We start from the raw sequence: 21,486 nt of genomic DNA, 5'->3' as shown, positions 1-21,486 counted from the left end.
TGCACGGTCAGGACTTCCTCGGGAGGGCGGGGCGGTGGTGGAGGGCGTTGTGCGAGAAGGGGCCTCAGGGGTGGGAGAAGATCTCGAGGGCACCTCCGCCGGGCCCGACGAGCACCGGCAGGTTGTCGATGAGGCGGGTGGTGCCGACGCGTCCGGCGACAGCGAGCAGCGCCTCGCCGCGATACCACTCGGGCACGTCCTCGAGCGTGTCCGGGTGGACGAGGACGAGGTAGTCGATGAGGGCGAGTGGTTCGCGCACGAGGACGGCCCGGGCCGCGCGGCGCACCACCGAGGGCCCCTCGGTCGCGGCCGCCGCGCCGGCACGCAGGGCGGCCGACAGGCAGAGGGCGGTCTCGCGGTCGGACGGAGTCAGGTACGTGTTGCGGCTCGACATCGCGAGACCGTCAGGCTCGCGCACCGTGGGCACGGACACGACCTGCACCGGGAAGTCGAGGTCGCGGCACATCCGGCGGATGAGGAGCAGCTGCTGGGCGTCCTTCTGTCCGAAGTACGCGGCGCTGCACCGTGACAGGTGCATGAGCTTGGCGACGACGGTGAGCATGCCGTCGAAGTGTCCGGGGCGGGCCTGACCCTCGAGGACGTCGCCGAGCGGGCCGGCGGAGACCCGCACGCCTGGGTCGCCTTCGGGGTAGACGACGTCGGGCGTCGGCGCGAAGACGAGGTCGACGCCCGCGGCCGTGCAGATCTCGAGGTCGGCGTCGAACGTCCGCGGGTAGCGCGATAGATCCTCCTTGGGCCCGAACTGGAGCGGGTTGAGGAAGATCGTGACGACGACGTGCTGGTGGGTCTTGCGGGCCTGGTGGATGAGCGTCGCGTGCCCCTCGTGGAGGGCACCCATCGTCATGACGACCGCGACGTCGCCGTCGTCCAGCGCCGCCCGGGCTTCGCGCAGCTCCTCGCGCGTGCGGGCCACGACAGGTGTGGCGGTCGTGGTGGCGCTGGGAAAGTCGGTCACGTCTGGTCCTCCTCGTGCGCGAGCAGCTCGAGCAGCGGGTCTGCGGCCGAGGCGCGGAGGCGACCGCTCAGCAGGGCCCGCTGTGCCGTCGCGCGGGCCAGCGCGAGGTAGGTCGGCCGGATGTCCGGGGCGACCGTGCGCAGCATCGCGACGTGCCCGGCCACGGTACCGGCATCGCCACGCGCCACCGGCCCCGTGAGGGCAGCGTCACCCCGCTGCAGGGTGTTCGCGAGCGCCGCGGAGAGGAGGGGCTCGAGGACACGGGCCGGGTCCTCGACGCCGGCCTCGCCGAGCAGCTGCATCGACTGGGCGACGAGCGTGACGAGGTGGTTCGAGCCGTGCGCGAGGGCCGCGTGGTAGGTCACGCGGTCCTCCTCGGCGATCCACACAGGGTCGCCGCCCATCTCGATGACGAGCGCCTCCCCGACCGGGCGGGCGAGGTCGACGGTGGTGACGCCGAAGCAGCAGTCGGCGAGCCGCTCGAGGTCGAGCGCGGTGCCCGTGAAGGTCATCGCCGGGTGCACGGCGAGCGGCACGATGTCGCTGTCGGCGGCCGCCTCGAAGACCGAGATGCCGTGGGCCCCCGACGTGTGCATGACGAGCTGCCCGGGCGTGAAGGTGCGCGTGGCGCTGAGGCCCGCGACGAGGTCCTGGAGGGAGTCGTCGGGCACCGCGAGCACGACGAGGTGGGCTCCCGCGACGACCTCGGGCACCGGCTTGACGGGCACTCCGGGCAGCAGGGTCGCGGCGCGCTCGAGGCTCGCCTCGCTGACGGCGGAGACGCCACTGACGACATGTCCGGCGCGGATGAGGGCGGCCCCGAGGACGGCTCCGACGCGTCCGGCGCCCACGACGCCGACGTCGAAGCGCGCAGGACGCTCGTGCGGGGTGCTCACCCACGGCACGCTATCGCCTACAGTCCGTGGGCGTGGATCCCGTTCCCTGGCGTGACGCGTGGCACGAGGCGCTGTATGCCGTCGACCGCGGCTTCTACGTGACGCGCGGTGGCCCGGCGGCGCACTTCACGACGGCCGCCCACGGCCCCACCGGCGCGGTGCTCGCCCGCGCGCTGCTCGCCCTGCCCGACCATCCCGTCCGGGTCGTCGTCGACCTCGGCGCCGGTCGCGGTGAGCTCGCCACGCACCTCGTCGACGCCCTCGACTCCCCAGACGCCATCGAGTGGGCACTTTCCACCGGCGACGACGTCGAGTGGGCACTTTCCACCGCCGACGAGCGGGTGGAACTGCCCACTCGACCCCGTGGAACGAGTGGACGGGGGGACGGGCGTCCTCGGGTCGTTGCCGTCGACGTCGTGGACCGGCCCGAGGGGCTCGACCACCGTGTCGAGTGGCTCCGCTCCCCCGGCGGCCCTGCCCTTCCGGACCCCTTGCACGACCTGCAGGACGCGCTAGTCATCGCCCACGAGTGGCTCGACGTCGTGCCGTGCACCGTCGCGGAGGTCGACCCCGACGGAGTCCTGCGCGAGGTCCTCGTCGACGCCGCGACGGGCGAGGAGTCGCTCGGGAACCCGCTCTCCGGCGCCGACCTGCGCTGGGCGGAGCAGAACTGGCCGACGAGCGAGCCGGGCGACCGCGTCGAGGTCGGGCTCTCCCGCGACCTCGCCTGGGCCGACCTCGTCGCCCGTGTGGGGTCGGGCACGCTCGTCGCGGTGGACTACGGCCACACGGCCTCGTCGCGGCCGAGCGCCGGGACGCTCACGGCATACGCCGGCGGACGCCTCACGGTGCCGGTCCCCGACGGGTCGTGTGACGTCACCGCACACGTCGCGATGGACACGCTCGACGCGGATGTCGTGCAGACCCAGCGCGAGGCCCTCAGGGCGCTCGGCCTCAGGGGCGCCACGCCGCCGCACGAGCTCGCGGTGGCCCAGCCGCTCGCCTACGTCGCTGGGCTGGAGCGCGCGAGCGCCGAGGCGCGGCTGCTCGACCCGGCTGGTTTCGGGGGCTTCTGGTGGGCTGTGAAGAGCGTTCAGCGAGCGGACGTACCCTGACCGTCATGCGTCGTCTCGCCTCCTCGCTGCTCGCCCTCGGACTCGCCGTCGGAGTGGCCGCCGGACTCGTCATCGTCGGTGGGGGCGCAGCGCTCGCCCACGACGTCCTCGAGCGGACCAGCCCTGCCGCCGGCACGACCGTCGACCGTATGCCGCAGACGGTGACGCTCACGTTCTCCGAGGAGCCGCTCGACATCGGGACGCAGGTCGTCGTCAGCGGCCCGGCGGGGCCGGTGTCGTCGGGCGTCCCGGCGGTCAAGGGTCGGGAAGTGACGCAGGCCGTGTCACCGAGCGCGCCCGCCGGCGACTACACGGTGTCGTACCGCGTCACGTCCGACGACGGCCACCCGGTGACCGGGACGTTCGGCTTCCACGCCACCGTCGGCCTCGACGGCTCGACAGCGACCGCCGGCCCGAGCGTGCACGTCAGCCCCGACTCCGCCGCCGCGGACGAGGCGAAGGGATCGCCGTTCGTGCCGGTCCTGCTCACGATCATCGGCACCGTCGTGCTGCTCGCGATCGGCGGCTACCTCGTGCTCCGAGCGCGCGAGGCCGACCGCTCCTGACCTCACCCCCGGTTCGACTGGTTCAGGAACCACCGATGGCCGAAGGGGTCACGGAAGACGGCGACCCGCCCGGCCGGGGGGCTGTCCTCCGGCCCTCGATCGAGGGTCACGCCCGCGGCCTCCACCCTGCGGCAGGACTCGTCGACATCGGTCACCGTCAGGTGCAGTGTCACGGCGTTGCCACGGTCGGGGTCCGGCGGCGCGACACCGGCCTCCTCGAACTCGTCGGACATCATCCAGCCGGCGCCGTCGACGGCGAGCTCGCAGTGACCGATCCGGCCGTCGGGCATGACGATCGGCTCATAGGTGACCTCGGCGCCGAGGGCCTCGCGATACCAGTCGATCGCGGCCCTGGAGTCGGCCACGCAGATGTAGGGCGTCAGCTCGCTCATGTCGATCTCCTTTCACCACAGGTGGTCCGGACAGGTGGAAGCTCTCCCGGGGCCGTGCCTCAGCGCCGCGCGACGACCAAGGCCTCGTAGCCGCGCAGCACGAAGGTGGGTCGTCGCACGGCCTCGACGACCTCGAGCGGCCCGAGCCGCTCGAGCAGGGCGCGCGTCGAGATCTGCAGCTCCATCCGGGCGAGCGGGGCTCCGAGGCAGAAGTGGATGCCGGCACCGAACGCGAGGTGGGGGTTGGGCTCGCGGCCGGCGTCGAAGCGGTCGGGGGCGTCGAAGACGCCGGGGTCGCGGTTGGCCGCACCGAGGAGCGCCGCGACCTTCTCGCCACGGCGGATCGTCACGCCGTGCAGCTCCACGTCGGTCGTGGCCGTGCGCTCGAAGAGGTGCAGCGGGGAGTCGTGACGCAGCATCTCCTCCACGAGCCGCTCGACGGCGACGGGGTCGTCGAGGCGACCGAGCACACCATCGAGCGCTCCCGCGTCGGCAAGGAGCGACGCCAGCCCGTTGCCGAAGCCGTTGACGCTCGCCTCGTGCCCGGCGTTCAGCAGCAGCACGACCGTCGCGACGAGCTCGCGCGGCGTCAGGCGGTCGCCGCCGTCGCGCTCCTGAACCAGCGAGGTGAGCAGGTCGTCGCCGGGCTGCCGGGCGCGGGCCGCCGCGAGGTCCTCGACGTATGCCGCGAAGTCGGCGCAGGCGCGTTGCGCGTCCTCCTGCGCGTGCTGGCTCGGGGCGACCTCGTACATCTTGACGATGGCCTGCGACCAGTCGCGCAGCCGTTTCCAGTCCTCTGTCGGGGCGCCGAGCAGCTCGCAGATCACGAGGACCGGCAGCGGCTCGGCGTACGTCTCGATGGCGTCGACGCGGCCGTCGCGGTCGAGGACGCGCTCCGCCTCGTCGAGCAGGTCCGCCGCCACCTGCTCGATGCTAGGGCGAAGCCGCGCGACGTGTCCGCGCCCGAAGGCCCCGGCCACGAGACGGCGCAGCCGTGTGTGCTTGGGCGGCTCCGAGTCGAGGATCGAGTCGGCGTGAAGCCAGTCGAACGTCGTCCACGCGTCGTGACCCTGCGAGCGCGGGCGCAGGATGCGTCCCAGCCGCCGGTCGCGCAGCACGTCGTTGGCGGCGGCGTGGGTCGTCGTCACCCACGTCCCGAGCCCGTCGTGCCAGAGGATCGGCGCCACGTGCCGGGCCTGGGCGAGGGCCGGGTACGGGTCGTCGACGAACGAGCGGTCGCCCAGGTCGAAGGTCGCGCGCAGGTCGGGCCGGGTGCTCACCCACCCACTCTGCCGCATGGCTGCCCCGGCTGCCCGGTGCCCGGATCGGACGGCCGGCCACCGACACGGCATACTCGGCACATGCCCGACCAGCTGACCGAGCCTCCCGCGGCAGCACGTCCCGAGCGCCAGCGTGCCCTGACCGTCGGCGTCGGTGCCGGTGGGCTCGCAACGGCCGACATGGTGCTCAACATCGGTCCGCAGCACCCCGCCACGCACGGCGTGCTGCGCCTGCGCATCGTCGTCGACGGCGAGCGGATCATCAGCGCCGAGCCGATCGTCGGCTACATGCACCGCGGCGCGGAGAAGCTCTTCGAGGTGCGCGACTACCGGCAGATCCTCGTGCTCGCCAACCGGCACGACTGGCTCAGCGCCTTCTCCAACGAGCTCGGAGTCGTGCTCGGGGTCGAGCACATGCTCGGCATGGAGGTGCCCGAACGTGCAGTCTGGGCGCGCACGGCGCTCGCCGAGCTGAACCGGGTGCTCAACCACCTGATGTTCCTCGGGTCCTACCCGCTCGAGCTCGGCGCCATCACGCCCGTCTTCCACGCGTTCCGCGAGCGCGAGGAGCTCCAGGCGGTCATGGAGGAGGTGTCGGGCGGGCGCATGCACTACATGTTCAACCGCGTCGGCGGTCTCAAGGACGACCTCCCGGCCGGCTGGATGGGCCGCGTCGACAAGGCCGTCGCCAACGTCCGCAAGCGGCTTCCCGACCTCGAGCGCCTCATCGTCGGCAACGAGATCCTCGAGGCCCGGACGCGTGGGGTGGGCGTGCTGTCGCGCGCCACCGTCGAGGCGTACGGCGTCTCCGGCCCCATCGCCCGCGCGAGCGGCCTCGACGTCGACCTGCGCCGTGACGCGCCCTACCTCGCCTACGGCGAGCTCTTCGGCGACAAGGGTCCCGGACGCGTCGTGACCCGCACCGCCGGCGACTGCCTGTCGCGCCTCGAGGTGCTGCTCGAGCAGGTGCACGTCTCGCTCGACCTCGCGGAGGCGTGCCTCGACCGGCTCGTGCAGCTGCCGCAGGGCCCGATCAACGTCAGGCTCCCCAAGGTGCTCAAGGTGCCGGAGGGCGAGATCTACAGCGCCACCGAGAATCCTCTCGGGTTCAACGGCTACTACCTCGTCTCCCGCGGCGAGAAGACCCCGTGGCGGCTCAAGCTGCGCTCGGCGTCGTTCAACAACATCTCGGTGCTCAGCGAGATGCTCCCCGGCCAGCTGATCGCCGACATGGTCGCGATCCTCGGCTCGATGTTCTTCGTCGTCGGAGACGTCGACAAGTGAGCCCACGTATGCCGTTCGCCCGGCCGTCGCGCGCGGGGCTCCTTCGCGGCGTCGCGGTCACCGTCATCACGGCGACGATCACGCTTGCCGCGGCGTGCTCCGACGAGGACACCGTCGACACGATCCCGCCGCCGTGGCCGACGCGCACGACGACGCCCGACGGCCCGCCGCAACCCCCGTCGGTCGAGACGACGACGCCCACGTTCTCCGTCGCCGGAACGACCTGAGCCGGTCGCCGCCGCGCCCGCCGACGTCCGCGCCCGCTAGTAGGACTGCACCCCAGGGAGCCGCCGCCGCCCCGTCACGACGTCGATGACCACCCCGGTGGCCGACTCATCTTCCTTGCGCGAGGAACTGGCCGAAGACCACGTCGGCGATGGTCGACCGCCCGGTCAGGCCAGGTCGGCGTCCTTCTCGTCCTCGTCGTCACGGGGGCGCAGACGGCACCAGGTCTGCACGGCCATGCCCGCGACCGACAGCAGCAGGGCCACGACGGCGTGCAGCACGAACGGCCAGATGCGTGCGCGCTGCGAGTCGACGTCGGCGTCGGGGAGCAGGACGAGCACGTTGGCGAGGTACCACCCGACGAGCACGGCGCCCGTCAGCGCGCCGGCCTGCCCGAGCACGAGCGTGCGCGCGGCCCGCAGGGGCGTGATCGCCGGGTTCGGTGTGCCGTCGCGCAGCTTGCGCACCTGCCAACCGGCGACGAGCAGGCCACCGCCGAGGAAGAGCATCGCCGCCGCGCCGACCCAGCCGGGCTCGGGCACGCCGTTGCCCCCGGATGCCAGCCAGCGCAGCCCGAGCCACGCGAGCACGGTCATCGTCACTCCCGCGAGCACGAGGGTCGTGACGCGGATGCCGGTGTGTGGTCTCACGGGTGCTCCCATCGGGGACCGGGGCGCACGCCCGATCGGTCGAGTTCGGCCACAAGGTCTGCCACCGGTCGTATGCCGCCGCCCCCGGCTCCCACGCGCAGCGTGGCCTTCGGGTCGGCGTCGGCCCACGGCACGAGGACGAAGGCCCGCTCGTGGGCGCGCGGGTGCGGGAGCGTCAGCTCTGGGTCGTCGCTGACGACCTCGCGGGGACTCCCGGGCGTACCGTACTGGATGAGGTCGAGATCGAGCGTCCTTGCGCCCCAATGCACTTCGCGTGTGCGGCCATGCTGGGCCTCGATGCGGTGCAGGGCGGCGAGGAGCGCCTCCGGCTCGGTCGTCGCTCGTCCCACGGCGACGGCGTTGAGGTAGGGCGGCTGCTCGGGCCCGCCGACCGGGTCGGTCTCGACGATCGACGAGACCGACGCAACGGTGAGACCCGGCAGGTCGCGCAGGGCCTGGACTGCAGCGGCGAGAGTCTGCCCGCGGTCGCCGAGGTTGGAGCCGAGTGCGACGACGACGTGGGCCGCGTTGGTGCGCTCGACGCGAACCTGCACGTCGGTGAACGGGTGTCCGACGGGCGCCTCGGGCTTGTGTACGACGACCTCGACCGACTCGACGAGGTCGTGGCGCAGGACGTCGTCGGCGATGACCTCGGCGAGCCGTTCGATGAGGTCGAACGACGGGCCGGCGATGCGGGCGACGACGTCGTCGGCGACCTCGGCGTAGTTGACGGTCGCGGCGAGGTCGTCGGTGCGTCCGGCGCGCTGGAGGTCGCACACCATCGTCACGTCGACGACGAAGGTCTGCCCGTCACGCTTCTCGAAGTCCAGCACGCCATGGGTGCCACGGGCCGAGACGCCCTGCAGCACGATGCGGTCGGTCATCGGTCGAGGCCCTCCGGCTCGTCGGCGGGGGCGTGGTCGAGGGCGGCCTGCACGACCGAGAGGACCCGCACCGTCGAGGCGACGTCGTGCACGCGCACGCACCACAGGCCCGCCATCGCCGCCATGACGGACGTGGCGGCCGTCTCGACGTCACGCTCTGACGCCGGGCGCGGCGCGGCACCCTCGTCACGGCCCAGCCGCCCGAGGAAGGTCTTGCGCGAGGCACCCAGCAGGATCGGGTGGCCGAGGTCGTGCAGGACGGGGAGCGCAGCCATGAGCGCCCAGTTGTGGTCGGCGTTCTTCGCGAACCCGAGACCCGGGTCGAGCACGAGGAGGTCCTCGTCGATGCCGGCACGCACGAGATCGTCACGACGCGACGCGAGCTCACGGCACACGTCCTCGACGACGTCGTCATAGACGGCGCGCGACTGCATGTCGGTGCTGTGCCCGCGCCAGTGCATGGCGATGTAGGGCAGGCGGTTGGCGGCCACCCACGGCACCATGTCCGGGTCGGCCTGGCCCCCGGAGACGTCGTTGACCATGGCGGCTCCGGCGTCGACGGCCGCGCGTGCGACCTCGACCCGCATCGTGTCGATGGACACGACGGCCCCGTCACCCACGAGCGCCGAGACGACGGGGACGACCCGGCGCAGCTCCTCCTCGACCGAGGGCCGTGCGGCGCCCGGTCGGGTCGACTCGCCACCGACGTCGACGATGTCGGCGCCGGCCGCGAGCACCTCACGACCGTGGGCGATCGCGGCGTCCTGCTCGAACCACTCGCCGCCGTCGGAGAACGAGTCGGGCGTGACGTTGACGACGCCCATGACGAGCGTGCGTTCGCGCACTCCCAGGAGGGTCGGCGCGTCGAGTGCGGTGCGGTCTCGCGGGGCGGGCGCGGTCATGGGCGCCATTCTGTCGCGGGTCGTGTCGCGGGTCGCGTCGCGGTCGGCTCGTCCGGGGTCACTTGTTGCCCTCGAGCATGAGCGCCATGGCCTCTGCTCGAGTGGCCGGGTCGCGCAGCTGGCCGCGCACGGCCGACGTGATCGTCGAGGCGCCCGGCTTGCGGATGCCGCGCATCGACATGCACAGGTGCTCGGCCTGGACGACGACGATGACGCCGCGCACCGAGAGGTGCTCGACGAGCGCGTCGGCGATCTGGGACGTGAGGCGCTCCTGCACCTGCGGGCGCCGCGCGTACACCTCGACGAGCCGAGCCAGCTTGGACAGCCCGGTCACCCGGCCGTGCTTGTCGGGGATGTAGCCGACGTGCGCCACCCCGTGGAACGGCACCAGGTGGTGCTCGCACGTGCTGTAGAGCTCGATGTCGCGGACGATGACGAGCTCCTCGTGGTCGATCGAGAAGGTCGTGCGCAGCACATCCTGGGCGGTCATCTCGAGGCCGGCGAAGATCTCGGTGTAGGAGCGCGCAACCCGGGCTGGAGTGTCCTTGAGCCCCTCCCGGTCGGGGTCCTCGCCGATCGCGAGCAGCAGCTCACGAACGGCCGCCTCCGCGCGCGGCTGGTCGATCGCCACAGGTCAGCTCTTCTCGCCGGGCGTGACCGGGCGGTCGTCGGGCACCTCGATGATCTCCTCCGGCGGGTGCTCCTCGGCGAGCGGGTGGGCGCCGACCGACGCGGCCTCGTCGATCTTCTCCTCGATCTCCTTGTCGGCCGGGGCCGGCGGCGGCAGGTGACCGTGCTGGCCGCTCGCGCCGTTCTGGCCGGCCGCGATCTCGGCGGGCGTCAGGACGGGCGGGCGGTCGCCCGGCACGCGCGCCTGCGACGAGAGCCACGTCGGACGCACCGGCGTCTTGGCGACGTGCTGGAAGATCTCGGCGAGCTCGTGCTGGTTGAGCGTCTCCTTCTCGAGCAGCTCGAGAACGAGGTGGTCGAGGATGTCGCGGTTCTGGTTGATCGCGGCATAGGCCTCGTCGTGAGCGGCCTCGATGAGGTTGCGCACCTCCTCGTCGACGATGCTCGCGACCTCCTCGGAGTAGTCGCGCTGGTGACCCATGTCGCGGCCCAGGAAGACCTCGCCGTTGGACTGGCCGAGCTTGATGGCGCCGATGCGCTCGGACATGCCGAACTCGGTCACCATCTTGCGGGCCATGCCGGTGGCCTTCTCGATGTCGTTGCTCGCGCCCGTCGTCGGCTCGTGGAAGACGATCTCCTCGGCGACGCGCCCGCCGAGCGCGTACGACAGCTGGTCGAGGATCTCGTTGCGGGTCGTGGAGTACTTGTCGTCGACCGGCATCACCATCGTGTAGCCAAGGGCCCGACCGCGCGGCAGGATCGTCACCTTCGTCACCGGGTCGGTGTGGTTGAGCGACGCGGCGACGAGGGCGTGGCCACCCTCGTGGTACGCGGTGATCTTGCGCTCCTTGGCCGACATGATGCGCGAGCGCTTCTGGGGGCCGGCGACGACGCGGTCGATGGCCTCGTCGAGCGCCTTGTTGTCGATGATCTTCTTGTCCGTGCGGGCGGTCAGCAGGGCCGCCTCGTTGAGGACGTTGGCGAGGTCGGCGCCGGTGAAACCGGGTGTGCGGCGGGCGACGGCGAGCAGGTCGACGTCGGTTGCCATCGGCTTGCCCTGGCCGTGCACCTCGAGGATGCGGTGGCGGCCGATCATGTCGGGGGCATCGACCGCGATCTGGCGGTCGAAACGGCCGGGACGCAGCAGGGCCGGGTCGAGGATGTCGGGCCGGTTGGTGGCCGCGATGAGGATGACGTTGGTCTTGACGTCGAAGCCGTCCATCTCGACGAGCAGCTGGTTGAGGGTCTGCTCGCGCTCGTCGTGACCGCCGCCGAGGCCGGCGCCACGGTGGCGGCCGACGGCATCGATCTCGTCGACGAAGACGATGGCCGGCGCGTTGGCCTTGGCCTGCTCGAAGAGGTCACGGACGCGGCTCGCGCCGACACCGACGAACATCTCGACGAAGTCGGAGCCGGAGATCGAGTAGAACGGCACGCCGGCCTCGCCCGCGACGGCGCGGGCCAGGAGCGTCTTGCCGGTGCCGGGCTGGCCGTAGAGCAGGACGCCCTTGGGGATCTTGGCGCCGACGGCGAGGAACTTGGCCGGCTCCTGGAGGAACTCCTTGATCTCCTGGAGCTCCTCGATGGCCTCGTCGCAGCCCGCGACGTCGGAGAAGGTGACCTTGGGGGTGTCCTTCGTGGCGAGCTTGGCCCGCGACTTGCCGAACTGCATGACGCGGTTGCCGCCGCCCTGCATCTGGCCCATGAGGAACCAGAAGAGCGCGAGGATGATGATGATCGGCAGGATCGAGAACAGGAGCGAGCCGAACCAGCTGGGCTCGTCGATCTGGTCGTTGACGCCCTTGGCCGGGGGCTTGTCGTTGAGGGCCTTGACGACCTGGTCGCCACGCGCCTCGACGTAGAAGGCGTAGACCGACTTGGCGTCCTTCACCGTGCCGTCGGGCGAGGTGTAGGGCGTCTTGAGGGTCAGCTCCATGCGCTCGTTGTTGAGCAGCTTGGCCGACTCGACGTTGCCGTCGGCGATCTGCTTCATCGCGGCCGAGGTGTCGATCCGCGGCGGGCCGGACTCGGAGAACATCATGCCGAACACGAGCGCGCTGATGAGGACCAAGATCCACAGCAGTGGTGTGCGCAGAATCCGCTTAGCGTCCATGTACGTGCGGGGCTGAACGGCCCCGGTCCTCCTGCTCGTCCGGTGAGTTTGTCCACCGGCACAACGTCCGGCGAACTACCAGTGTTCCGCATGCCCGGCGCTCGTGACCAACCAGCCTGCGGCCCGTTCCACGCACCGGGCACACCGTGCGCATGCCGTCCGGCGAGCCCGCGCGCCCGATAACCGGTTGCCGGGCTGCCCCGTGCCTTGCTGCACTGGAGCCGACGGCCACCAGGTCGACACCGCCGCCCAGGCAGATGCCCAGACGAGAGAGGAGAGCGGGATGCGCCGCAGCTTCATGTCACCCGAGCAGGTCACCCACACCTACGCACAGGACATGGAGCACGTTGCACACCCCACCCACCTCACCGGTGCGCCCGCGCACCACCAACCTCGGGATCCTCGCCCACGTTGACGCCGGCAAGACGAGCCTGACCGAGCGCCTGCTGCTGCACGCCGGCGTCATCACCGAGCTCGGCAGCGTCGACGACGGCAGCACGCAGACCGACACCCTCGCGCTCGAGCGCGCCCGCGGCATCACGATCAAGGCGGCCGTCGTGTCGTTCGAGCTCGCGACGGTCGACCCCGGCAGGCCGCTCACCGTCAACCTCGTGGACACCCCCGGCCACTCGGACTTCATCGCGGAGGTGGAGCGCACGCTCGCCGTCCTCGACGGCGCCGTGCTCGTCGTCTCGGCCGTCGAGGGCGTGCAGGCGCAGACCCGTGTCCTCTTCCGGGCGCTGCGAGGCCTGCGCATCCCGACCCTGCTGTTCGTCAACAAGCTGGATCGCGCGGGCGCGTGCACCGAGCGGGTGCTGCGCCAGGTCGTCGAGCGTCTCGGCGTGGTGCCCGTTCCCCTCGCGCGCGGCATCGACGAGGGATCACGCCCGGTCACGGTCGTGCCCGACGGGCTCGAGGCCCTCGGTCTCGGCCGGGGTGTCGTCGAGGCGGACGCCGATGCACGTGCGGCCGCCCGGGAGCGCGTCGTCGAGGCCCTGAGCCGGTCCGACGACCGGCTGCTCGAGGACTGGCTCGACCGGCCGGGGCGAGTCGACGGGCACCGACTGCGCCGGGTCCTCGCCGCCCAGACGCGACGAGGTCTCGCGTGCCCCGTCCTGCTCGGCTCTGCGATGACCGGCGCCGGTGTCGCGGACCTCGCGCATGCCCTGCCCACGTTGCTTCCGAGCATCCGGCCCGACCAGGACGCGCCCTTGGCCGGCACCGTCTTCGCCGTGCAGCGTGGCCCGGCCGGAGAGAAGGTCTCCCTCGTCAACGTCACGTCCGGGGCCCTCTCGGTGCGGGACCGGGTGGTCGTCCACGACGGCCGTGCCCTCGAGGCCACGGCACCAGCGGAAGGTGCGGAGACGGCATTCGAGGACACCGTGAGCCGCGAGGAGCGGGTCACTGCCCTGGCCGTGCACGCGTACGGCGAGGTCAGCCGAGTCTCCTGCGTCCCGGCCGGCCGCATCGCCCGCGTGGTCGGGCTCGAGCGGGCCCGCATCGGCGACATGATCGGCGACGTGCGGCTCGCGCGACCGCTCGTGCACGAGTTCTCGCCGCCGACGCTCGAGACGGTCGTCGAGCCGCGCGACCCCGCCGACCGGGTGCGGTTGCAGGCAGCCCTCACCCGGCTCGCCGAGCAGGACCCGCTCATCGACCTGCGCCACGACGAGGTCCGCGGCGAGACGCACGTCTCGCTCTACGGAGAGGTGCAGAAGGAGGTCGTCGGCGCGACGCTCGAGGCGGAGCACGGCGTCGCGGCCACGTTCAGCACGACGACGGTCATCTGCCGCGAACGCGTCACCGGCTCGGGTGTGGCGTTCGAGCTCATCGGCGTCGCCCCGAACCCGTTCAACGCCACCGTGGGCCTGCGCGTGGACGCAGCGCCGGCGGGCACCGGGGTCCGCTTCGCGCTCGAGGTGGAGCTTGGCTCGATGCCGCCGGCCTTCTTCACGGCGGTGGAGGACACCGTCCGGGCAACGCTCGGCCAGGGACTGGACGGGTGGCCGGTCACGGACTGCGTCGTGACGATGACGCACTCGGGCTACTGGCCGCGGCAGAGCCACATGCACCAGAAGTTCGACAAGTCGATGTCGAGCACGGCGGGCGACTTCCGCAACCTCACGCGGCTCGTGCTCATGGAGGCGCTTCGCCTCGCGGGCACGGTGGTCGAGGAGCCGGTGCACCGGTTCGACCTCGAGGTGCCCAGTGACGTGCTCGGCGCCGCGCTCGCGATGCTCGGTCACGTCCGGGCGACGCCCCGCGAGACGGAGGTGCTCGGGCCGGTGACCCGGGTGCGGGGCGAGGTGCCCGCCGAGAGCCTGCACGAGCTCCAGCAGCGGGTGCCGGGCCTGACGAGCGGACTCGGCGACCTCGTGTGCACGTTCGACGGCTACCGGCCGGTGTCCGGCCCGCGCCCGGCGCGTCCACGCACCGACCTCGACCCCCTCCACCGTCGCGAGTACCTCCTCCGCCTCGCGGGCAAGCTGTGACCGCTGCCCGGCCCTGGCTGCCGCGGGGGCGCCCGGTTGGAGGCGTCGTTCAGGTGGTGGTCGTGGCTGCGCGCAGGACCTCGAGGACGCGCCGGTCGATGCCGTCGGGGCTGAGCCGGGCCTCGTAGTTGGCGTTGCCGGCCCAGTCGGCGAGGGCCTTGGCCACGTCGTCGTCCGCGTAGCCGGCGGCGGCCAGGCGCCGGCGCACCTCGTCGGCCAGCGCGCCCACCAGCGGCTGGACGTCCTCGGGCCTGCCGAAGTACATCTCCCACTCCGCGAGCAGGCGCGTGAGCTCGGAGACCGGGTCGGGATGGTCGTCGACGCGCAGGTCGGCGAGCACGCCGCACGCGTCGTACCCGGAACCCGGCTCGACGGCATACACCGCGGCGCTCTGGCGCCCACGCGAGTCACCGCCCGCGGCATCGCCGGCCACGAGGGCCGCCAGCAGGCGCCGGGCCAGGGGCTCACCGGACGCGTCGTGCCAGGCGCGCTCCATGGCCTCGACCACCTCGGGCCCGATGAGGATGTTGCCCTGGATCGCGTATGCCGTGTCGCCGTCGTCGCGCGCGACGCCACCCGCCCAGCCGTTGCACTCCGAGCCGGTGAAGGTCGCAGCGCTGCCGACACCGACGACCCCGACCTGCCGGGTCTCGCGACCCCCGTCGAGCGCCATGGCCGCGGCCAGGGCCTCCCCTGCCGCCTCCCCCGTCCCGAGCCGGCCGAGGAGCTCCTCGAGGTAGGCCACGCGGGCGTAGGACTGGGTCGCGACCGCGCCCACACCCGTTCGCGCGGCCGGCACGACCGCGCCGACGGCGAGGAACTTGCTGGCCACGGCGACGCCGTACGCCTCGCCCTGGCGCGCGACGATCGAGAAGGTCATGGGGCGCGCCGACGGCTCACGCGTAGACGTGCGGCGCGAGGGTGCCGACGCAGCGCAGGTTGCGGTACTTCTCGGCGTAGTCGAGGCCGTAGCCGACGACGAACTCGTTGGGGATGTCGAAGCCGACGTACTTGACGGGGATGTCGACCTTGACGACCTCGGGCTTGCGGAGCAGCGTGCAGATCTCGACCGAGGCCGGCCTGCGCGACTCGAGGTTCGACTTGATCCACGACAGCGTCAGGCCCGAGTCGATGATGTCCTCGATGATCAGGACGTGGCGGCCGCTGATGTCGGTGTCGAGGTCCTTGAGGATGCGAACGACTCCCGACGACTTCGTGCCCGAGCCGTAGGACGAGACCGCCATCCAGTCCATCGGCGCGGTGCCGGGCAGGGCGCGCATCAGGTCGGCCATGACGACGACGGCTCCCTTGAGGACCCCGACGAGCAGGAAGTCCTTGTCCGCGTAGTCCTTCCAGATGTCGGCCGCGAGCTCGGAGAGCCGCGTCTGGATCTGGTCCTCGGTGAGCAGGACCTGCGCCAGGTCGTCTCCCATGTCCTCGTGGTCCACGAAGGCTCCTCGATGTGGTGCGTGCGGGGTGGTGCGGGCGGGGTCGTGCGTGCGGGGTCGTGCAGGCGGGGTCCATTCAACCGCACCCGTCCGGGTGGCGGACCGTGGAGGGCTGTCGCTGCCCGGCAGCGCGACCCCTCGGGACGTCTGGTCCCGGGTCAGGCGATGGCGTCCTCGCGCAGCGGGCTGAAACGGATCACCCCGCCGACCCGGGCGACGGCGATGCCGCCCGGTACGTGGAGCGGTCCCTGCCCGTGCCACGACGTGAGCAGCGCGTCGAGCGACTCGACGTGCGCCGCGCTCACGTCGGCGAGCGGCGCCCCGGCCTCGGCCGCGAGCAGCCGCCAGACGCGGGTGCGGATCGCGCGGGGCAGCGCGCCGAGCGCCTCGAGGTCGACGCCGTCGCCGTCGGGGCCGGCCGGCAGCTCGGCCCGGGCCTTGATGGCGAGGCTCTCGAGGTAGTCGGCGTCCTCACGCAGCAGGTCGGCGCTGCGCGCGAGCGCGGCCCCGAAGCCGGGTCCGAGGTCGGCCTCGAGCGTCGCGAGCAGGCGGCGCGCCCGCACCCTGCGGAAGGACTCGTCGCTGTTGTGGGGGTCGTCCCACGGGTCGATGCCGTATGCCGCACAGGCCGCGAGAGTCGTGGCGCGCGGCAGGGCGAGGAGGGGACGCACGAAGCGGTCGCGGCGCACCGGCATACCGCTGAGGGACCGGGCGCCCGAGCCGCGGGCGAGGCCGAGCAGCACCTGCTCGGCCTGGTCGTCGCGAGTGTGGCCGATGAACACCATGGTCGCCCCCAGACGGTCGGCCACTCCCTCGATGGCCGCGTAACGGGCCGAGCGGGCGTCCGCCTCGAGACCTGCCCCCGTCGTGCGCACGTCGGCCCGGACGACCTCGACGGGCACCAGCCCCATGTCGCGGCACAGGTCGGCGGCCTGCTCGGCGACCTGCGCCGACCGCTCCTGCAGGCCGTGGTCGACGACGACCGCCCCGGCCCGGATGCCCGCACGAGGGGCCTCGAAGGCCAGCGCAGCAGCGAGGGCGACGGAGTCTGGACCGCCCGAGCAGGCGACGAGCACGACGCCACCCTCAGGCACGTCGGACAGGTGCTCGCGCACGGCGAGGCGCGTGGCCGCGACGGCCGGATCGGGACCTGGCATCTCTGAGGGACCTCGCATGGCTCAGCCGTGGACCCGACGCACCCAGGCGTCCGGTTCGAGGATCTCGTTGGCCCGAGGGAGCGTGTCGGGCGAGGTCCACACGGCGTTGAAGCCGTCGCGGCCCACCTGGTCCTGCACGGCCCGGACGAACACGGCACCGTCGCGGTACTGGCGCAGCTTGGCCTCGAGGCCGAGCAGCTTGCGCAGCAGCCGGTCGATGCCGACGGCGCTGTTGCGGCGCTCGTCGAACTTGCGGCGGATCTCGTCGACGCTCGGGATCACCCGGGGACCGACCGCGTCCATGACGACGTCGGCGTGGCCCTCGAGGAGCGACATGACCGCGGTCAGCTCGGCGATGCGGGCCCGCTGCTCGGGTGTCGCGAAGAGCTGCCCGAGGCCCTCGCCGGAACCGAGCACATCGGGCAGGTTGCGGGCCAGCTGCTCGAAGCGCCGCCCGAGGTCCTCTGGCGTCGGTGCGAGGTCGACGGCCAGCGCCTGCGTGCGCGTGACCATGTGGTCGCGCAGCCACGGCACCGCCGTGAACTGCACGCGGTGGGTCTCCTCGTGCATCGCGACCCAGCGACGGAAGTCGGTCGGGTCGACCTCGAGGCGACGCTCCGTGGCGACGATGTTGGGCGCGACGAGCAGCAGCCGGGGCGTGCCTCCGGGAGCCAGGTCGTACTGGCCGAGGACCTTGCTCGACAGGAACGCCAGCAGGCCGCCCATCTCGGCGCCGGTGACCTTGCCGCCGATCGCCGCGGCCGTGGGGTTGGGCGGCGACTTCTTCGTCGAGTTCAGCTTGTCGACGACGGGGTCGAGCAGCGCCCGGAACGAGTCGACGTTGGCGTCGATCCAGCCCCCGCGGTCGACGACGAGCGGCGCGGGGGCGTCGTCGGGCGCGGACAGCTCGCTCGTCTCCGCGACGGGCGCGACGGCGGAGGCCGCGGCCTCGCGCAGGTCGGCGACGATGGCCGCCGCCTCCTCACTCGAGACCTGCGGGCCGGGGTTGACGATCGCGCGGCCCGTCCGCTTCGCGAACTCGTAGTCGACCTGGGCTGCCGGCGCACCTCCCTCACGGTCGGGACGACCTGCGTCCACAGGGGGCGGGAGGGTGGTGTCGGTCATGCCAGCCCTTTCGGTGCCGTGTCGGCGTCGCTCGAGGTGTCTGGGAGGACCAGCCGGCCACGCGGAGGAGCCACGACCACGGTCGCGACCCACGCCCCGAACGGCCCACCGGCCCGTCAGCGGCACCCGCACGAGGCGAGCGTCGCTACGAAACGGTCCAACGCCGCACGAGCGTCGTTGGTTCCCACACCGGCGACCATACCCGCGAAGACGAGGAGCCGGCCGTCGTCGTCGACCACGCTTCCCGCGAGGGCGTTGGCGCCGGTTAGGGTCCCCGTCTTGGCGCGGGCCCGGCCTGCGGCGTCGTGGTCCTCGCCCGTGAACCGGTTCTCCAGGGTGCCCGTGAGTCCGCCGATCGGCAGCCCGTCGAGGGCGCGCCTCAGCACCGGGTGCGTGCCGTCGTAGCCGAGCACGAGCACGTCGGCGAGCAGCGAGGCCCGCACGCGGTTCTGCCGGGAGAGGCCGCTGGCATCGGAGAGCCGGACGCCGGCGACGTCGAGGCCCAGCGTGCCGACGCTGTCGACGACCCACGCGCCGACCTGGGCGAACTCCGTGCCGGCTCCCGAGCGGTAGGCCGCCTGGCGGGCGAGGATCTCGGTCAGCGCGTTGTCGCTGTCGGTGAGCGCGAGGGCGAGCTGCTCGCGGACGGGCGCGGACTCGATGCTGCCGAGGACCGAGCCCGGTCCGCTCGCGGGGACTGACGACGCCGGCGACGTCGTGCCGGGCGACGTGGAGGTCGAGGGAGTCGCGGAGCTCTGCGCCGTCGTCGACGGTGTCCCCGATGTCGAGGGTCCCGGGAGGGGTGAGCCCGGGACGCCCGGCGCGTCGCCCCGAGGAGCCACGCGCACGTCGATGCCGCGGGCCTCGAGCTGGCGCGCGAAGAGGCTGCGCACCGCGGCCACGGGGTCGGCGGGTCCGGGCGAGCCGCCCTTCGCCCGCTGGCTCGAGAGTCCGAGCATGGCGACCGCGCCGGTGATTCCGGAGCTGCGGAACGTCGGGCTCCAGGTGGGCGCCGTCGTCGGGCCGTCGGCGTACGTCTCGTCGACGTAGAGACGGACGGAGTCGACACCCTGGTCCTCGAGGGCCGCCTCGACCTGGTCGGCCAGGTCGCGCAGCCCGGCTCGGCCGGCGACGGCCTCGGGGTCGCCCTTGCCGGGGTTGATCAGCGAGTCGCCACCCGCGACGAGGACGATCTCGTCGGGCCGGTCACCCTGGCGCACGACGGTGTGCAAGGTCTCGTCCGGCGCGAAGACCTGGCCGATGGCGGCGGCGGAGAGCAGCTTGGTCGTCGAGGCCGGGACGCGCAGCTCGTCGCCGCGCTGGTCGAGGAGGACCTGCCCGGTCTGGCCGTCACGCACGACGAGCGCCGAGTCGCTCAGTGCCCCGGCCGCCCGGACCCCGGCGAGAGCCTCCTCGACACCGGCAGTCGACGGAGCGGCGGTCTCACCGGCCAGGGTGGGCAACGGCATACCGACGGAGGTCGACCGACTGGGCTGCGGCACCTCGGGCAAGGTCCGCGTCGCCACCGTCTCCGTCGGCGGGGGCGGCGGGAGCGGACGCACCGTCAGCGCACCGGGAGCGGCGTCGGCGACGTCGAGGACGGCATACCCGAGCAGCACCGCGACGACCGACCACAGGACCGCCATGCCGTAGGTGAACCGGGGCCGGGGCCTCCACGCCGAACGCACCATCGTGCGTCACCCCCGTCCGTCACCAGTCACTGTTTCGCGCAAGGACCACCCTTGCTGCCACACTGTCGCGGACGATTCTGTCAGCCGCCGACCGGCGCGGCCGCACCCCAGGGTCCACCTCGGTGGGCGCCCGAAGACCTTGCGAAGGGAAAGACGTGGAGTTCGACGTCACCATCGAGATCCCGCGCGGACAGCGCAACAAGTACGAGATCGACCACGAGACCGGTCGCATCCGGCTCGACCGCTACCTCTTCACGCCGATGGCCTACCCGGCCGACTACGGCTACATCGAGGACTCCCTCGGCGAGGACGGCGACCCGCTGGACGCGCTCGTGCTGCTTCCCGAGCCGCTGTTCCCCGGTGTCGTCGTCGAGGCCCGTCCGATCGGCATCTTCCACATGGTCGACGACGCGGGCGGTGACGACAAGGTGCTCTGCGTCCCGGTCGACCCGCGCACGGCACACATCCATGACATCGGCGACGTCAGCGAGTTCACGCTCAAGGAGATCCAGCACTTCTTCGAGCGCTACAAGGACCTCGAGCCCGGCAAGTTCGTCGAGGCGTCCGACTGGGGCAACCGCGAGGCCGCCGAGAAGATAATCGGCGAGGCCCTCGAGCGTGCCAAGGAGCAGGGCGTCTCGACCGCTCGTTGGGCGATGCCCCAGGGTCACTGAGGGCTGAGCAAGGGCTGTCCCGCCGTCACGACTGCGCGGCGATGACAGCGCCCAGCGGGGCCTCGGTCCAGCGGTCGGTGAGCTCGGCGCAGACCTGCCCGACGAGCTCGACGAACTCGTCGACGAGCGGCGTCAGACGGGTGTCGCGCGCATGCACCGCCCACAGCTGGCGGTGCAGGCGCGGACGCTCGAGCTCACGGTGGGTCGTGCCGGGCATGGCGCGCGCGGCCATCTGCGAGATGACGGCGACGCCGAGACCCGTCGCGACGAGGGCCTGCGCGACGTCGTAGGACTGGGTCTCGAACTGGATCGTCGGCTCGATGCCGGCCGAGGCCGCGGCTGCGTCGAACTGGGCCCTCGCGGCCTCGCCGGCGAGGATCGCGATCCACCGGTCGGTGCGCAGCTGGCTCATCCGGATGCGTCGGGTCGGGGGTGTGGCGGCGAGCCGGTGGTCGCTCGGGAGGCACAGCACGAGCGGGTCGCGGAACAGGCGGGTCGCGATGAGCCAGGAGGGCAGCGGCGGGTCCTCGCCGTAGGTGCCGACGACCGCGACGTCGACCTCACCGGCGGCGACCCGCTCGCGCAGACCCGGGCTCGTCCCCTCGACGATCGACAGGTCGCTGTCCGGGTGGCGGTGGCGCAGGGCGGTGACCGCCTCGGGGAGCACACGCAGCGCCGCTGACATGAACGTGCCGATGCGCAGGCGGCGGGACGTGCGCGTGAGCGTGCCCGACATCGCGGACTCCGCCAGCTCGCACACCGCGTCGATCTCGCGACCGTGGGCGGCGAGCGACTCCCCCGCGTCGGTCAGCCGGGCGCCGCGGGAGCTGCGGACGACGAGCGGCACGCCCCACTGGCGTTCGGCTCGGGCGACCTGGCCCGTCACGGCCGCCGGCGTCAGGCCCAGCTCTGCGGCGGCTCCGGCTAGCGACCCATGGGCCGCGACGAGGGCCAACATGCGCAGCTGCTCGGGCTCGATCCGCATT

At 72.5% G+C, this 21,486-nt stretch carries 21 protein-coding genes; 6 read left to right on the top strand and 15 right to left on the bottom strand.

Annotated features, from left to right (window positions below; all coding sequences use genetic code 11):
* Positions 1-64 precede the first annotated feature (64 nt).
* Positions 65-976 carry a pantoate--beta-alanine ligase gene (gene panC / locus ACFQU3_RS09710; RefSeq protein WP_385909113.1) on the bottom strand — a complete coding sequence of 304 codons (912 nt, stop codon included), beginning with the start codon at positions 974-976 and terminating at the stop codon, positions 65-67.
* Positions 973-1,881, bottom strand: a complete 909-nt coding sequence (locus ACFQU3_RS09705; protein ID WP_385909111.1) for a Rossmann-like and DUF2520 domain-containing protein — start codon at positions 1,879-1,881, stop codon at positions 973-975. The genes panC and ACFQU3_RS09705 overlap by 4 nt, the downstream gene beginning before the upstream one ends.
* Positions 1,882-1,904: 23 nt before the next feature.
* Here ACFQU3_RS09705 and ACFQU3_RS09700 point away from each other — a divergent pair, with 23 nt between their 5' ends.
* Positions 1,905-2,987 (top strand): SAM-dependent methyltransferase, encoded by a 1,083-nt coding sequence (locus ACFQU3_RS09700; protein WP_385909109.1) that lies wholly within the window; start codon positions 1,905-1,907, stop codon positions 2,985-2,987.
* Between the two features lie 5 nt (positions 2,988-2,992).
* A complete protein-coding gene (locus ACFQU3_RS09695; RefSeq protein WP_385909108.1) occupies positions 2,993-3,553 on the top strand; it encodes a copper resistance protein CopC in 561 nt (186 codons plus the stop codon).
* A gap of 2 nt (positions 3,554-3,555) precedes the next feature.
* Here the strand turns inward: ACFQU3_RS09695 and ACFQU3_RS09690 are convergent, their stop codons facing one another.
* Both ACFQU3_RS09690 and ACFQU3_RS09685 read right to left on the bottom strand, forming a co-directional pair.
* Positions 3,556-3,945: a VOC family protein gene (locus ACFQU3_RS09690; RefSeq protein ID WP_385909106.1), complete on the bottom strand. Its 390-nt coding sequence runs from the start codon at positions 3,943-3,945 to the stop codon at positions 3,556-3,558.
* Between the two features lie 59 nt (positions 3,946-4,004).
* The gene (locus tag ACFQU3_RS09685; RefSeq protein WP_385909104.1) at positions 4,005-5,225 is read right to left on the bottom strand and encodes a cytochrome P450; all 1,221 of its coding nucleotides are present in this window, start codon (positions 5,223-5,225) and stop codon (positions 4,005-4,007) included.
* Positions 5,226-5,306: 81 nt separating this feature from the next.
* Between ACFQU3_RS09685 and ACFQU3_RS09680 the strand changes: the two genes are divergently transcribed.
* Both ACFQU3_RS09680 and ACFQU3_RS09675 read left to right on the top strand, forming a co-directional pair.
* Positions 5,307-6,509, top strand: coding sequence for an NADH-quinone oxidoreductase subunit D (locus ACFQU3_RS09680; RefSeq protein WP_385909102.1), 1,203 nt, complete (start codon positions 5,307-5,309; stop codon positions 6,507-6,509).
* A gap of 8 nt (positions 6,510-6,517) precedes the next feature.
* Positions 6,518-6,736: a hypothetical protein gene (locus ACFQU3_RS09675; protein WP_385909100.1), complete on the top strand. Its 219-nt coding sequence runs from the start codon at positions 6,518-6,520 to the stop codon at positions 6,734-6,736.
* Between the two features lie 165 nt (positions 6,737-6,901).
* On the opposite strand, the gene ACFQU3_RS09670 is transcribed toward ACFQU3_RS09675, so the two are convergent.
* From ACFQU3_RS09670 to ftsH, 5 genes are read right to left on the bottom strand one after another with little or no spacing between them, the layout of a single operon-like run.
* The gene (locus ACFQU3_RS09670) at positions 6,902-7,384 is read right to left on the bottom strand and encodes a DUF3180 domain-containing protein (protein WP_385909098.1); all 483 of its coding nucleotides are present in this window, start codon (positions 7,382-7,384) and stop codon (positions 6,902-6,904) included.
* Positions 7,381-8,268, bottom strand: a complete 888-nt coding sequence (gene folK / locus ACFQU3_RS09665; RefSeq protein ID WP_385909096.1) for a 2-amino-4-hydroxy-6-hydroxymethyldihydropteridine diphosphokinase — start codon at positions 8,266-8,268, stop codon at positions 7,381-7,383. The genes ACFQU3_RS09670 and folK overlap by 4 nt, the downstream gene beginning before the upstream one ends.
* Positions 8,265-9,179: a dihydropteroate synthase gene (gene folP / locus ACFQU3_RS09660; protein WP_385909094.1), complete on the bottom strand. Its 915-nt coding sequence runs from the start codon at positions 9,177-9,179 to the stop codon at positions 8,265-8,267. The genes folK and folP overlap by 4 nt, the downstream gene beginning before the upstream one ends.
* Before the next feature lie 49 nt (positions 9,180-9,228).
* Complete coding sequence (gene folE, locus ACFQU3_RS09655) at positions 9,229-9,801, bottom strand: GTP cyclohydrolase I FolE (protein ID WP_385909092.1); 573 nt, start codon at positions 9,799-9,801, stop codon at positions 9,229-9,231.
* 3 nt (positions 9,802-9,804) lie between these two features.
* Positions 9,805-11,913 (bottom strand): ATP-dependent zinc metalloprotease FtsH, encoded by a 2,109-nt coding sequence (gene ftsH / locus ACFQU3_RS09650; protein WP_385909090.1) that lies wholly within the window; start codon positions 11,911-11,913, stop codon positions 9,805-9,807.
* Between the two features lie 347 nt (positions 11,914-12,260).
* Here ftsH and ACFQU3_RS09645 point away from each other — a divergent pair, with 347 nt between their 5' ends.
* The gene (locus ACFQU3_RS09645; protein WP_385909088.1) at positions 12,261-14,405 is read left to right on the top strand and encodes a GTP-binding protein; all 2,145 of its coding nucleotides are present in this window, start codon (positions 12,261-12,263) and stop codon (positions 14,403-14,405) included.
* 49 nt (positions 14,406-14,454) lie between these two features.
* Here the strand turns inward: ACFQU3_RS09645 and ACFQU3_RS09640 are convergent, their stop codons facing one another.
* The 5 genes from ACFQU3_RS09640 to ACFQU3_RS09620 form a co-directional block, all read right to left on the bottom strand.
* On the bottom strand, positions 14,455-15,285 hold the full coding sequence (locus ACFQU3_RS09640; protein ID WP_385909086.1) for a DUF1028 domain-containing protein: 831 nt from the start codon (positions 15,283-15,285) through the stop codon (positions 14,455-14,457).
* 16 nt (positions 15,286-15,301) lie between these two features.
* Positions 15,302-15,853 carry a hypoxanthine phosphoribosyltransferase gene (gene hpt, locus ACFQU3_RS09635; RefSeq protein WP_385909084.1) on the bottom strand — a complete coding sequence of 184 codons (552 nt, stop codon included), beginning with the start codon at positions 15,851-15,853 and terminating at the stop codon, positions 15,302-15,304.
* Between the two features lie 158 nt (positions 15,854-16,011).
* Entirely contained in the window at positions 16,012-17,010 is a 999-nt protein-coding gene (gene tilS / locus ACFQU3_RS09630; protein ID WP_385909083.1) for a tRNA lysidine(34) synthetase TilS, read from the bottom strand.
* A gap of 21 nt (positions 17,011-17,031) precedes the next feature.
* Positions 17,032-18,135, bottom strand: a complete 1,104-nt coding sequence (locus tag ACFQU3_RS09625; protein WP_385909081.1) for a zinc-dependent metalloprotease — start codon at positions 18,133-18,135, stop codon at positions 17,032-17,034.
* 116 nt (positions 18,136-18,251) lie between these two features.
* Complete coding sequence (locus ACFQU3_RS09620) at positions 18,252-19,826, bottom strand: D-alanyl-D-alanine carboxypeptidase/D-alanyl-D-alanine-endopeptidase (RefSeq protein WP_385909079.1); 1,575 nt, start codon at positions 19,824-19,826, stop codon at positions 18,252-18,254.
* 155 nt (positions 19,827-19,981) lie between these two features.
* Here ACFQU3_RS09620 and ACFQU3_RS09615 point away from each other — a divergent pair, with 155 nt between their 5' ends.
* Positions 19,982-20,500: an inorganic diphosphatase gene (locus ACFQU3_RS09615; RefSeq protein WP_385909077.1), complete on the top strand. Its 519-nt coding sequence runs from the start codon at positions 19,982-19,984 to the stop codon at positions 20,498-20,500.
* 25 nt (positions 20,501-20,525) lie between these two features.
* Here the strand turns inward: ACFQU3_RS09615 and ACFQU3_RS09610 are convergent, their stop codons facing one another.
* Positions 20,526-21,485 (bottom strand): LysR family transcriptional regulator, encoded by a 960-nt coding sequence (locus ACFQU3_RS09610; RefSeq protein WP_385909075.1) that lies wholly within the window; start codon positions 21,483-21,485, stop codon positions 20,526-20,528.
* Between the last annotated feature and the right edge of the window lies 1 nt (position 21,486).

It is taken from the genome of Terrabacter sp. GCM10028922 (genome assembly GCF_042666095.1).
Lineage (GTDB): Bacteria > Actinomycetota > Actinomycetes > Actinomycetales > Dermatophilaceae > Terrabacter.
This window is presented reverse-complemented; position numbering and strand designations above follow the sequence as displayed.